The 13,992-nt window shown below is 57.3% G+C and carries 9 protein-coding genes; 2 read left to right on the plus strand and 7 right to left on the minus strand.

The window, feature by feature from the left end; all coding sequences use genetic code 11:
- From C1D09_RS07320 to C1D09_RS07330, 3 genes are all read right to left on the minus strand, one after another.
- Nucleotides 1-429: ABC transporter permease subunit (locus tag C1D09_RS07320; protein ID WP_143973645.1), on the minus strand; the 429-nt coding region annotated here is incomplete at its 3' end.
- Nucleotides 430-487: 58 nt separating this feature from the next.
- On the minus strand, nucleotides 488-1,333 hold the full coding sequence (gene ehuB, locus C1D09_RS07325) for an ectoine/hydroxyectoine ABC transporter substrate-binding protein EhuB (protein ID WP_143973646.1): 846 nt from the start codon (nucleotides 1,331-1,333) through the stop codon (nucleotides 488-490).
- 182 nt (nucleotides 1,334-1,515) lie between these two features.
- Nucleotides 1,516-2,694 (minus strand): M24 family metallopeptidase, encoded by a 1,179-nt coding sequence (locus C1D09_RS07330; RefSeq protein WP_143973647.1) that lies wholly within the window; start codon nucleotides 2,692-2,694, stop codon nucleotides 1,516-1,518.
- 543 nt (nucleotides 2,695-3,237) lie between these two features.
- Here C1D09_RS07330 and C1D09_RS07335 point away from each other — a divergent pair.
- Together C1D09_RS07335 and C1D09_RS07340 are read left to right on the plus strand one after the other, a co-directional pair.
- Nucleotides 3,238-3,519, plus strand: a complete 282-nt coding sequence (locus tag C1D09_RS07335) for a hypothetical protein (RefSeq protein ID WP_143973648.1) — start codon at nucleotides 3,238-3,240, stop codon at nucleotides 3,517-3,519.
- Nucleotides 3,520-3,553: 34 nt separating this feature from the next.
- Nucleotides 3,554-6,049, plus strand: coding sequence for a GcvT family protein (locus C1D09_RS07340; protein WP_143973649.1), 2,496 nt, complete (start codon nucleotides 3,554-3,556; stop codon nucleotides 6,047-6,049).
- A gap of 453 nt (nucleotides 6,050-6,502) precedes the next feature.
- Here C1D09_RS07340 and C1D09_RS07345 read toward each other — a convergent pair whose 3' ends face one another.
- The 4 genes from C1D09_RS07345 to C1D09_RS07360 form a co-directional block, all read right to left on the minus strand.
- Nucleotides 6,503-7,666: a M20 aminoacylase family protein gene (locus tag C1D09_RS07345; RefSeq protein ID WP_143973650.1), complete on the minus strand. Its 1,164-nt coding sequence runs from the start codon at nucleotides 7,664-7,666 to the stop codon at nucleotides 6,503-6,505.
- A 967-nt stretch (nucleotides 7,667-8,633) separates the two neighbouring features.
- Nucleotides 8,634-10,379 (minus strand): CocE/NonD family hydrolase, encoded by a 1,746-nt coding sequence (locus C1D09_RS07350; RefSeq protein ID WP_143973651.1) that lies wholly within the window; start codon nucleotides 10,377-10,379, stop codon nucleotides 8,634-8,636.
- Nucleotides 10,380-10,797: 418 nt separating this feature from the next.
- Nucleotides 10,798-12,387, minus strand: a complete 1,590-nt coding sequence (locus tag C1D09_RS07355) for an ABC transporter substrate-binding protein (protein WP_143973652.1) — start codon at nucleotides 12,385-12,387, stop codon at nucleotides 10,798-10,800.
- A 1,102-nt stretch (nucleotides 12,388-13,489) separates the two neighbouring features.
- On the minus strand, nucleotides 13,490-13,992 hold a 503-nt coding region (locus tag C1D09_RS07360; protein WP_143973653.1), incomplete at its 5' end, for an ATP-binding cassette domain-containing protein.

Raw genomic sequence — 13,992 nt, forward strand, 5'->3', positions numbered from 1 at the left:
GATCGCCAGCGCTTGCGGCAATATGATCCTGCGCATCCTCACGCCGTGCGGCATCGACAGCGCGGTTCCCGCTTCCCATTGTCCGCGCGGGACTGACTCAATGGCGCCGCGGACAATCTCGGCGCCATAGGCACCGATATTGAGGCCGACGGATATGTAGCCGGCGGTGAAGTTCGGAAGCGTTATACCAAACAGCGGCAACACGAAGAAAATCCAATATAGCTGCACTAGCAGCGACGTTCCGCGGAACATCTCTATGTAGACAACGCTTACACTCCGGATAGGCCATTTGCTCGACAATTTGCCGATGCCTGCGGCCCCGGCGGCAGCTACAGCGACCAGCGTAGCAAGCAAGAATTGCGCGCATGTGACCAAGGTCCCCTGTAAAAGCGCCTGGCCATAGCTTTGGAGAAACTCCAAGATTGACATTAGCCATCCTGCGTCAGACACGGCCGGGAGGCAAGCCTCCGGCCGTGTCTGCGCGGAATCAACGGTTGGCGCAAACCCACTCCGCACTCTTGTCATTTGGTAGCAGCTTTGCGTCGTAGCCATAAGGCTCGACAGCCTTCATCATCTCGGGAGTACCGATGTATTTTTTCTGAGCCTCGTTGAACTTCTCCACAAAGTCCTTGTCCGACTCTCGGAAGGCTATGCTCACCCAGTTTTGAGTTGATTCCGGCATTGCATCCGGGTCGGTTACGTCAAGTTTTCCACCCGATTTGCCAGCCACAGATCGAGACAACAGGTATCCCGATGCCCCGGCATCTGCTCGTCCCGCCTCGACAGCTGCAAGAATTTCTGTCTGTCCCGGCACTTGCATGATTTGAGCTTCCGGAACTCCTGCCTTTTTCGCTTGCTCTATATTGCTATATCCTATGCCGGTCACCATAGTCGCGCCCTTGGCTGCGATATCTGCATAATTGTGCAGCCCTTTAGGATTGCCAGCTTTAACGATAAGCGCGTCGGTCACTTTCGCCAAAGGCTCGGAAAATGTAACGCTTTGGCACCTTGATTTAAGGATGTAGAGACCCCCCGTAGCCATATCAAACCGTCCAGACTGCAGTCCTGGTATAAGCCCGCCCCAATCTGTCACGACGGTTTCTACATTTTCGTAACCCATCTGCTTAAGGACGCCGAGAGTAATCGCGTTTACAAACCCTACTGGGTGACCATTACTGTCCGGAAAGGCGAATGGCTCTTCGTTCGCGAAGCCGATGCGGATGGACTTGCCGCTGGCGATACGGTCGGTTAGTTCTCCTGCGTAGGCCTGAAAAGCGGCAAGCGCGACGGCAAGGCTTAAGCCAGCCGCAATGTATGAAAGTCTGATCTTCATTTCTCGTTCCCTTCTTATTTGTTGAGTTATCCAGCAGCCCGGGATGGGCGTTTTCAGCTTTGTAGAAGCGTCTTTTTTTGCAGAAGCTGATCTCCTATTTCGTTGAGTAACAAACCGGTGTTGGGCGATTGCCGCATAGTCCGGGCCCGTCAGCGTTATTCGAAAAGTTAACGGGCTAATAATCAGTCGATAATGACCAAGCGGCGCTCCACATCGCAGAAGCGCTGGCCACCTTTCGCTGTAACCACGAAAGGTTCTGAGATCGCTGCGCCAAAATCGTCGAGCCACACTCCGGATTGGAAGTGGAAGCACATTCCTTCCTGCAATAGCGTTGTTTCATCCGCGCGGATGCTGATAGTGCGTTCGCCCCAGTCCGGCGGGTAACCAACACCGATTGAGTAGCCGACGCGGCTGTCTTTGCTGTAGCCATTCCGTTTCAGTGTGCGTTGGAACACGGCGGCTACCTCTTCGACGGCCACGCCCGGCTTGGCCGCTTCGAGTGCGAGGTCGCCGCCTTCAACGATCACGGATGCCAGACGCGAGATTTCTTGTGGCGGCTGTCCGACGTGAATTGTGCGGGTCAGGGGCGCGTTATAGTGGCGACGTGCCGCGCCAAGCTCCATCACCACCAGGGCTGACTCGGGAATCGCCTGGCCCGTCCAGGTGAGGTGGCATGTGCTCGTCCCCTCACCAATCTGGATTAGGGGACACAGACCCGTGTAGTCGCCGAACTTGCCCTCACCCAAAATCTGATTGCGATAAATGTCCCCTACGACCTCAAAGTCGCGCACTCCCGGCTTGAGCTTCGCAATCGCCTCTCGCATTGTTCTGCTGATGATGCGGCCCGCCTCTCGCATATAGACAAGCTCGGCTTCTGACTTGACGAGCCTCGCCCAGTTCACAAGTTCCCGACTGTCCGAGATTTTCGCATTGGGGAGGCCTCTAACGAGGTGCTGATGGGCCCGCGCGGTATAGTAGTGAGTGTCGAGCTCCACGCCGATGCGGTCGGAACCCCAGCCTTTGGAATTGATGAGCCCGCACAAATCATCGAAAGGATGATTTTCCGGATGGTGAACCAAAGTCTCTGCGAATCCGAAGATGTTCTCGGCCGGCAGGTTTGTTGTAACGGTAGCCGATTTTGCGTCGATCGGTCGCCCGAACCAAAGAGGCATATCCTCGTTGTCATGGACTAGCACTGCCTGCGGCGTGTAGAAGGACCAACTGTCGTAGCCCGTAAGCCAGTACATATTGGCTGGATCCTGGCAGATGAGGAGATCAAGACCAGCTTTTTGCATCCGCTTCTTCGTGTCCTGAACGCGCCGGTCGAACTCCTCACGCAGAAAAGGTTTTTGGTAGCTCATGCATATGGTCCTTCTCGAAATTGAGCATGTGCGCTCTTGAGTTCGCCCAAGCTCGTGCGGCCCAGGACAACCGCAGGCGGCGCCCGGAAATCTTGATGCCCATTCTCACGGCGGCATCCCGCACGTCCCAGTTTTGCTTGTGTTGCGGGTGCTCAGGCGAGCATTTGTCTCAAGGCATTCTCAGTCAAATGCAGTGTTTATATCGGCATCATCTCGCTTCGAGATGCCGGGGCCTGCACACAAGAAATTGCGCGCTGAAGAATGCCGTTGGCTTTGACTAAAGACGCCCACGTCACCTGACGCTGGGCCATCTGCACCATCGTGCCCATGTGGATTTTGTCTTCGGGGCTCCGGCGTTTACGACAATCGTGGCGGCGCGGGCAGCCGGCATGCTGGGAACCGCTGCCCGAGGTCCCGATATTTATGAGGGCGCCGGTTTCCTTTCGACCCCTCTCGGCACGTGCTGGCTCAGGAGGAAAAGCGCTTGCCCCTGGCGGCGGCTAGGAGGCGCTTCTCGAGGCGTAGCGCTTACTACCGAAGACGATGGCCAAGGTCGCCTACGATCTTTTCAACTCCCCTGAGCACACCCACCGCTCGGGTGCCGATCTCGGCGCGTTCCGCTCCAGAGTCACCATCACGATTATATTGCAGCGCTGGTCGGCGGCGGCCCAGTCATCGCCACGTTTTACCCCAAGTGCATTCTGCTGGAGTCACGCTGCATGGGGCCGCCTCACGGCGCAGAAATACTGCACTCCTGGCATGCAGATCAGCGGAAGTCAGAGCATATCTGACAATATTTTATTGGCCATAACCAGTCCGCCTTAGCTCGCGCTTTCGCCCAAGCTCCAACAGGTTTCAAATGGCCAGCAAAGTACCATCGCATGTCGAATACGTTGTCATCGGAGGCGGCATTATCGGCCTCTCGATAGCCTTTCACCTGACACGTCTCGGCCACCGGGACGTTCTGCTTCTGGAGCGCGACCAACTGACATGCGGCACGACATGGCATGCTGCGGGCCTGGTGACGCAACTCCGCGCCAACGAAACCATGGCAAAGCTCGCTCAATACTCTGCGGATCTGTTCAGCGACCTCGAAAATCTAACCGGTCAGGCAACTGGTTTTCGGCAAACCGGCTCCATCACTGTCGCCGCGACCCAGGACCGCCTTGAAGAGCTTAAGCGCGGGTCTTCGATGGGCCGCTCGTTTGGCCTGGACGTGGAGATGATAAGCGCTGCGGAAGCCCAACGCCGCGTTCCATTGCTCGAAGTCAGTGATGTCCTGGGAGCAGCATGGATCGCTTCCGACGGGATGACCAACGCTATCGATACCGCCCGTGCTTTCGCAACTGGGGCGAGGCAGGGTGGAGCAACGATCCTCGAGCGGACACCTGTTACACGCATCCTCGTCGAGAAGGGCCGTTTTGTCGGCGTGGAAACCAGTCAGGGAACGGTCCGTGCTGAACACGCGGTCATCTGCACCGGCCTGTGGACGCGGAATGTGGCTGCTGAACTTAACTGGTCGGTGCCGTTGCAGGCGGCCGAGCATTTCTATGTTGTCACTGAGGCAATTCCCGAACTACCCCATGATCTGCCGACGATCCGCGATATGGACGCGCGCGTCTATGCAAAAGCGGACGCCGGCAAACTGCTCGTGGGGTTCTTCGAGACTAATGGCAAACCTTGGGGCATGAACGGCATACCGCAGGATTTCAGTTTCGATTCGTTGCCCGAAGATTTCGACCACATCGAACCATATCTCTCTGCGGCCATCGAGCGCATGCCTATCCTGGCAAATGTCGGCCTTCAGCTGAATTTCAACGGCCCTGAGAGCTTCACGCCTGATAACCGGTTCCACCTCGGGCCATCGCCTGAAATTCAAGGTCTGTATGTCGCCTCTGGATTCAATTCCTGCGGTATCGAATCCTCGGGTGGTGCGGGCAAGGTCATGGCAGAATGGATGTCGACAGGCTTGCCGGCTGGAGACTGCTGGGAAATGGACGTCCGTCGATCAATGCCCTTCCAGCGGAACAGGCGGTATCTGTACGACCGCACGGTGGAGGCGGTCGGCAACCTCTGGGCACTTCATCTGCCGCATAAGTCAGCCAAGACGGCACGCAACGTTCGCGTGTCCCCCCTGCACGACCGCCTTTCCGCAGTCGGCGCGAATTTCGGTGAAAGCGCCGGGTGGGAACGCGTCCAATGGTTTGGTGCGCCTGGATCATCAAAAGAAAACCAGGCAACTTTCGGCCGGGACGAATGGTTCGAGCGGAGCGGCGCGGAGCATAAGGCCACCCGCGCGGGCGTCACTCTGTTCGACCAAACCTCCTTCGCGCACCTTTTGGTACAGGGGCCGAATGCCCTTGCGCTGCTACAGCGCTTGTCCACAAACGATGTGAACGTAGCGGTCGGCCGCATCGTCTATACACCCTGGCTCAATGAACGTGGCGGTATGGAGTCCGATGTCACCATCGCACGCATAGGTGAGGAGGAATTTCTTGTCGTAACAGCAGCAATCCAACGCACCCGTGATCTCTCCTGGCTGCGGTTGCATGCCAAGGGAGCCGGCCACGTCTCGGTTGCAGATGTCTCATCCGGATATACCACCCTGTCCGTGATGGGTCCGCGATCGCGTGAGTTACTGCAGCGCGTCAGTCCTGCGGACTTTTCGAACGAGGCATTTCCCTTCGCAACGGCTCGTGAAATCGAGGTCGGGTATAGCCTAGCGCTCGCATTCCGGATGACTTTTGTCGGCGAGTTGGGGTGGGAACTTCACATCCCGACCGAACAAACACTAGGGGTCTACGACGCTCTGGTGGCAGCCGGCGCCGATCTCGGCCTAGGCCACGCCGGATATGTTGCTCTCAACACGCTGCGCCTGGAAGCGGGCTACCGTGACTGGGGTGCAGATGTTGGTGATGAGGACACTCCATTGGAATCGGGACTGGGCTTCACGGTTGCCTGGGACAAGCCTGATAATTTCATTGGACGCGCTGCACTGGAGGCCCAGCGGGGCAAACCTCTGCGCCGGCGGCTGGTCCAGCTCGCTGTCCCAAATGCCAAATCGTTGATGTTCGGAACCGAGCCTGTCTGGCGTAACGGCAGCCTTGTCGGTTACCTTCGCTCAGCTGGTTTTGGCCACACTGTGGGCTGTGGTATTGGGATGGGGTATCTCACGGCAGAAGAAGGGGTGACGGCTGATTGGCTGTCCGGAGGGTCATTCGAAATCGAGATCGCTGGCGAACGCTATTCCGCCATAGCTTCTCTGCGGCCATTCTATGACGCGGGGCGCAGCCGCGTGAGGGGCGAGTGGCGTGCCGTGGAGGAGCTGGTCGCAAAAGAGCTCCTCAAGGCCTGAGACTAGACCGCGCAATCTTGGAGGGCTTCTGGTCGCTGGCGCGCGTCGCATCGGGTCGCGGGATAAAGTTGCCCACACGCCAAGGATGTTGTTGTGCTATAGGCCAGCTTAATGCTGGCTTCTGGCATCGGATCTCGATAGGTCGAAATAGACGCATGTTACCGCCAACGTACTCAACGTCCCTGAGCTATGGGGGAACGGTACTGTGCTCTGGTTTGAGTAGGTCGAACGGCAGCCCATGGGCTCGCAAACCATGATCCGGTTTCCGGTCGCACACTGACTATACTCGCCAGGTGCGTGGAGGGACCGGCTTCTTGCTCGGCAAACACTCAGGATTGCTCAGTTAGACGACGGTCCGGATTGTCATGCCTCATGACGGCGCGGCCAGTAAGCTAGCAACGCTGCGTACCTATCTGATGGGCGCGCGGGCAGAGTTTAGGAGACTAAGCAGCACTAACCGGCCAAGCCGCCTTCCACCAAGTAGACCCAGTAGCCGATCCCGTAAGGGATTGCATTGTCATCAAAATCGTAGGTCGGATTGTGTAAACCCGCGGTAGGTCCGTTGCCGAGGAATAAGAACGCGCCAGGTCGCGCCTGCAACATGTAAGAGAAATCCTCCGAGACCATCACCGGCTTGACCTGTTCGTTGACCGCCTCCCGCCCCACAAGAGCCCGCGCGGCTGCGGCGGCCAATTCGGTCGATGCTGTGTGGTTGAACGTCAACGGCTCGAGACGCCTATGCCGATATTCCACTTTAGCCCCGAAAGCTGCCGCGATATTTTCAGCGCAGACCTTGATTTGTTTTTCCGCAAAATCACGCAATGCTGGCGATAGGCTCCTAACGGTTCCGCCCAGCGTCACGGAGTCAGGTATGATGTGGTAGGATTCACTTCCGGTGAATTTCGGCACTGACACAACGAGCGCTTCCGTCGGATCGAGGTTTCGGGAAACCAAGGTCTGGAGCGCCGTGATTATCTGTGCTCCGACTACCACCGGATCTATGGTAAAATGAGGCGTTGCCGCGTGTCCGCACCGGCCCGTGACAGTGATGTCAAATTCGTCGAGGGCCGCCATAATCGATCCGTCGCGAATACCAAACCTGCCCACGTCAATGCATGGCATGTTGTGCATACCGAAGACTTGGGAGATATTGAACCTGTCCATCAAGCCTTCTTGCACCATTCGGCCGGCGCCCTGCCCGTCTTCCTCTGCGGGCTGGAAAATGAGCGCCACCGAACCTTTGAAGTTCCGAGTGGCGGCGAGATGCTTAGCGGCACCCAGCAGCATGGCGGTGTGGCCGTCATGACCGCAGGCATGCATCTTCCCCTCGATCTGCGAAGTCCAGGGCTTGCCGGTAGCCTCGACGATCGGCAGTGCGTCCATATCCGCACGCAGGCCAATCGTCGGTCCGTCCCCGCCTGCACCTCGGATCACCGCGACGACACCGGTCTCGGCGATGCCCTTCTCGATATGGTTTATCCCGAAGGAAGCAAGTTTTTCGGCGACGAAGCGGGCGGTGTTGTGCACGTTGTATCCGAGTTCCGGGTTCTGGTGGAGGTGATGGCGCCAAGCGATAGCCTCATCATGAATACCCCGGAAATCATCGACGCTGCGCATTCTTGTCTCCTGCACCAAAATGAGCAGACCCGCGCCTCGGGTCTGCCAGCTCGAACCACATCTGCGCCGCCGGCTCTCGGGGGCATCCTAGATGCGCGGTTCCGCGTAGTTTGTTCTATCGCTGGAAAGCTTCCAGGGATGAACTTCTCCAGTCAAATGCATTGTGTGTACCGACCCCATCTCGCTTCGAGATGAGGCCAACTCCTCGCATTTCAGGTGAGTGAGGGAGCTCAGATGGATCGGAGGTCGGCTGGTGTTCGAGAAGTCTTCGGCGAGTTTCCGGAGCCGTGAGACTTGACTGCGCGGGTCCGTTGCCGGAGATTTTATTCGTTGCGCTCATATTCTAACCGGTCTGCGGTGGTGCAGTACGTCTCCTCACAAAGCGTCGCAGCAAACGCCTCGACTGCTTTTTCCGGGCGGCCCTGGATACTGACTTTCTGGCCCGACTCCTGGATGTGCATCCGTACGGGCGTGCGGTTGACGTCGAGGAGGGAACACTCCGTTCCATACCGCAGTCACCAGCAACTGGTTCCCTGCGCCGGTCGAATCCGACTCGAGAGCTCAAGTGCCATTTTCGCTCGCGTTGACTGTAACATGAAAATGGGGTCGCCCATAACGCACCACCGCGCAGAGTTCCCGCCCTACGCACGACCTCCGGCCCGGACTCGCGCGACGAGGGCCTGCTGCCCCCTATCAGCAACGAACTCGTAGTGAGGGCCCGCAATGCCTCGCGGTCGGGCGTCGAGCCCGACGGCCGGTGTCACCAACGGCCAGTCGGCAAACCCGGAAAGCGGCGGGTTTCGGAATTCGGGCTTCGACCTGGCAAAGGTCAAGGCCGCAAGCGATCCATCGCCGTCGACACGACCGCCTGATTGTCCCGAACGCGATGCCATTGAACTTTCCCAATCAGTCCGTGCGAACTGTATCTGTTGGAGTGAGTGGTTCCCGGTTGGCGCCGCGCTGAAGTTCAACCAGTCGGCAGCCCGCCGGGCTCAAATTCAGTTCCTTTTCGGCAAGGCTGGGCTCGTTGCGTGCCCCACTCGGGTGCCGGTGCTTGCGCTTTTGCCTCCGGAATGATGGGAAGAACGATTTTCGAAGGATACTTCTCCGAGTGATAGACGCTGTTAATAGATGCGACGCCGATTGGAAAGCTGCCGATGGCTTGCTTGATGATAGGACTGGGAGCGCCGATGGTTAGCTCAAGGCAGTGCCCTTTTCGGATTACGTGACCTATCGGCGAGATCGACATTCGGATGTCATAAATATTACCGGGTTCGAGCTTCTCGCTTTTGCGGAATAGATGGACTATTTCGTCCGAAGAGGTCCGCTGTTCATCGATTGCGCGAAGTGACGCGCGCAGTTGATCTGCCTGGAGGAAGAGTGCATTGCCGTCAGCGTCGACATCCTTCAATGTCAATTCCAGGTCTGTGTCATCTCCTTCATCAATGCTGAGATAAAGGGTTACTTGCGGGCTTCCAAGCAGTGTAACATCCGAGGCGGCTACCTCGGTCCGGTAGTTCAACACCCCTTCCTGATATGGCTTTGCCGCGAATTGCTCATTGGTTCCGTAGAGCTCTGCCCCGGTGGGATATAGATAGGCGCGCGAGCCCTCGTTGGGGCTAGCACCGGGTCTGTCAGCCGATATCCTGGCATCGGCCGTTAGATAGTAAGGGCGACGCTCCACAGTCGGTTCTGGCCAAGCCTTGTGATGTGTAGCCCACCCCGCAACCTGCTTCTTGGGATCTCCTTCGGGCTCCCAGGCTTCCCAGTAAACAGTTACTGCAGGCTCGTCTTCAATTCCATTCTTAACGCCCTTCACCCAACGGTCGAGGAATTTCATTCGTTCTTCGTCCACAAGCCTAGGAGCTTGTGGCCCAAGTGCCCCGGTTCCTCCGTGATCGCCGTTCATCAGGACAAGCTTCTTGTGCTCCACGTTCGGCATCAACTGACTAAATATGCGAGCGCTTTCCCTGACGGCATAACGGTCCTGCCACGCACCAATAAGCATAGTGGGTACTCGGATCTTGCCGGCCACCTCTTTGCACGCCAAATAGATCGAGTCCCACCATTCATCATTTAGTGGATGTCTTCGTATTTCGTCGTAGAATGAATTTTTGACCACCTGTCGGTCGCTCCCACAAATCGCAGAACACTCAGTATCGCCCGCTTTTATCCGGTCACTCACTCCGCTGGCCTGTGCGATGAACTGACTCGTAAAAGCCCATTTTAAGCAATAGAGTTGTAGCATTCCGCCTTGGTAAATCCACTCATAGGCGTCGAACATGCCAGACGCTACAATGGCCCTCAAATGAGGCGGCTGTTCTGCCGCGACCCACATTTGAACTGACGCCGCAGATGAATTGCCAACCATCCCAACATCGCCATTACTCCAAGGCTGTTTAGCAATCCATTCGACAACTTCCGCACCATAGATTCCCTCTTTCCGGTCGAACCATGTTTCTAAGACACCTTCCGAACAACCGGTCGCAGGGAAGTTGGCCCCCACAAAGGCGTAGCCAGCATCTAGAAACGGCTTTGCAACTTCGAAAGGAGTTGCGCTTGCGTCATATGGTGAATAGAGGAAAACGGTCGGATGGCGGCCTGACTTGCGGCGATAACAGATGTACGCGACGCGCATTCCGTCTTGCATAGTTACGTAGCCAATATCGCGCGCTACGGTGTCAGTTTTAGTATGTGGGACATCAAGTGTCATCTGCGCATCTTTCTCGAATTTGCATTCTACATGCCTCGACGCGGCATTGGATACTGTAACGATGCTATTTTATCTGATCATCGGCGGTGGTCGAGGACAGATTGGATACAGGCTGTCCAACACAAGATGCACGCCATAGAGCGTCCAAGTCTAAACCGGATAGATCAAGCTTTGCGGTCTCGCAGGAGGAAGGCTGACATCGTTCATAGAGGCAATCTCTCTTACTTTCGAATTGCCAGCCTGCTGCTGTGGGCACGGCCGCCGTACAGGTTGGCCACACAACCCCTCATGTAGCCACTGTGCGCCGCCGCCGGGAAGGAACTGCGCCCCCCCCCCGGTTCAGCACGACAATGGCGATGACCGAGAATGCCCAGCCCTATGCGTAGGCGGCCGGAACGGCGGTTCGTAGTGACTCCCTTTATGCTTCGAGCCAGCAGTGAACTAATGCGTAGTCGTTGCCCAATTCCCGCATAGAACTCTTCACGAACCCCTTTACGCCCGGCCCCGTCGCGTCGATGTACTGGTAGAAGGTGGGGGCGATCGTCCCGCCCTCGTCCCGAACGATGACGGCCATCTCGCGATAGAGGTTCTTGCGCTTGTCCTGGTCAAACTCGGCGCGCGCCTGGACGAGAAGCTTGTCAAACTTCTCGTTGAAGAAATGCGTATCGTTCCATGCGGCAGTCGACAAATAGGCCGTCGAGTATATCTGGTCTTGCGTCGGACGACCATTCCAAGCGCCAGTCGAGAAGGGCTGCTTTAGCCAGACCTCCGACCAGTAGCCGTCACTTGGCTCCCGCTTGACCTCTACGGGGATACCGGCCTTGGCGCAGCTTTGCTGGTAGAGCTGAGCGGCATCGACGGCGCCGGCGAAGGCCGCGTCGGAAGTCCTGAGCAGAATCGGCCCGCTGTGGCCCGACTTTTTGTAGTGGAACTTGGCCTTGTCCGGATCGAAGGTACGCTGTTCAATGTCCTCGGGGAAGAGCTGATACGAGGGATTGATCGGAAAGTCGTTGCCAAGCGTGCCGTAGCCCCGCAGAATCTTGTCCAGCATTTCCTCGCGGTCCATCGCGAGCTTCAGGGCCATTCTTAGATCATTGTTGTCGAAAGGAGCGGTGTCGCAGAACATATTGAAGTAAGAGTAGCCGCGGCCCGAAGCGTTCTGAACGGTCACGCCGGGGATTTGTTTGAGCAGGTCGACGACCTTCGGTCCGAGGTCATTGATGATGTGAACCTGGTTGCTTTGCAGGGCCGCAATGCGCGCGGTGGGATCGTTGATGACGACGATCTCGACCTGATCGGCATGGCCGAGCTTGTCGCCTTGCCAGTAATCCTTGAACTTTTCGCCGCCGTGCCGAACGCCCGGTTCGTTGACGGTTACCTTGTAGGGGCCGGCTCCGATCCCAGCGGCAGGATTGTCCTTGCCACCGTTGGGCTGGATGACCAGGTGATAATCGGTCAAGAGATACGGAAGATCAACGTTCGGCTCTTTGAGCGCGACCACGACGTTACTGCCATCAACCTTGAGCGACTGTATGCCCTTCATAAGGCCAAGCGCGGCGGATTTCGATTTCTCGTCCGAATGGCGCTCGAGCGTTTCCACCACGTCCTGTGGTGTGACGTCCTTGCCATTGTGGAACTGAATTCCTTTGCGGATTTTCATGGTCCAGGTCTTGGCATCCTTGGACGAGTCTATTTGTTCCGCGATACGGTATTCGATGCCGCCGTTGGGGGTCATTTCCATCAGCAACTCGCCCCAAGATTTCCCGAACAGGATGGGAACTGTAGCAGGGAACGAGGCCGGGTCGAGACTGTCTGTGGATGCACCGCCCGAGACCCCGGCTTTCAGGAAGCCGCCCTTTCGCGGCGTTTGCGCCTTCGCGGCGCCGGCAAGAAGCGAGTTAGCCAAGGCAGCACTGACGCCGAGCGCCGTCGCACGACCGAGAAATTCACGTCTGCTCAGCCGGCCCGCAGCAACGCGGCCGCTAAGATAGTCGAGTTCCTGCGACATTGGATGCTCCTCACTTGCTGTTCCCTGGCGGCCGATTGTTCCGCCTCAATTCGGTCAGCGTACCAGCGTCGATGGGCCTCTTGGCGTGAATCTATTGTAGCGTACGCAGCGAATGTGCGAATTTTCGCCCAAAATGCATAAAATGCCCATTGTCGGAGGACCTTCTGCGCATCAACAGCCCCGTTCGATAACTTAGGTATGCTGCCTGCATTACTAGGCATTCTGATCCATACCATGCTGCAGGCGAGTTGGTTGAGGGAATGGGCGTCGTCTCTCGTTTGGTAGCCTGTGGTGCATCCCTCAATGAGCTCGCGCTCTGTGTATGCTTCCAAGTCGTTGGGATCAGAATGTCATGGCTCTGATTGCACGGGATATAGCCTCGGCTCCATCTCGGTGACCATGGAGGACCTTGCGAGTTTGGTTCGTCGGCGAGGACTCGTTTGGCCCTAAGCCCTCGAACAGGGCGGGCGTCTGGGTAACATCGCGGAGAGGCCGACTCAGGTCCGCCGCAGCGGTCGCCCTCGACGTTAGCCGAGATATGGACTTTGTCGATCTTCCGATCTTCCTCGTTATCGCCCAAAGCTGCGATGCCACTGACTTGGGTAATTTCCTCGGGTTGCGATTAGAGCCGAGCCTTCTTTGAAGGGCGGACTGATCAAGCGAAAGCGTTGAAAAAGCAATATTGTCCGAGCATCAGGCGGACCGAAGGCGGCGTCGCGTCGGCTCCCAGTCCTGCGCGAGTCAAGCTGTCTCAGCGCTCACCAACGTCAGTCTTTCTCACCAACGTCAGTCTTTATTGTGTGACGTTCGGTGTCGTGTCGTCGCTTCATTGATGCTCAGAAGAGCCCGGCGACTGCGATGTGTTTGCTCAATGAGCACGATATCCTCTACGCCGAAGCCTGTGATTGGCTCAACAACAGGTGTCGACGCCCTCGCACTGGTATCAGCATTTCGCTCCTCGTAGACATCGAAGTACTGTGATACGCCACTCACTGCTCCTCGTCGAGCGTCGCTCGTCGACAAATCAAGCTGTGCTGGCATCCCAAGGAGTTGCAGCCTACCGGAACGATTTCGAGCTTGCCATCCTCAACCTGCGTTGAACTCAATTCCCCGCGCTCTCCATGCGGCGCCCGTCAATCGCGTGCTCCAACCACCCGACTTCCATTTCAGGCACGGAAGAGAGCAGAAGGTCGGTATAGGCGTCGAACGGGGGCGTCAGCACCTGCGTCTTCGAGCCGTAGCGGACCACCTCTCCGCGATACATTACCGCGATCGAGTCGGCTATAGCCTTCACAGTCGCGAGGTCGTGCGTGATGAAGAGGTAGGCCACGTCCTCAATCTTCTGCAGACGAAGCAACAGTTTTAGGATTCCGTCAGCCACTAGCGGGTCGAGAGCGCTCGTTACTTCGTCGCAGATGATGAGCTTCGGCTTTGCAGCTAGGGCGCGGGCGATGCAGACTCTCTGCTTTTGCCCGCCTGAAAGCTCAGCAGGATACCGGTCGATGAAGCCCTTGCCCATCTCGATCTCGTCGAGCAGTTCGTGGACGCGGGCGTCGCGCTCGCGTCCGCGCATACCGAAATAGAATTCGAGCGGCCGGCCGATGA

This window comes from Mesorhizobium intechi (assembly GCF_002879535.1).
GTDB classification, from domain to species: domain Bacteria; phylum Pseudomonadota; class Alphaproteobacteria; order Rhizobiales; family Rhizobiaceae; genus Mesorhizobium; species Mesorhizobium intechi.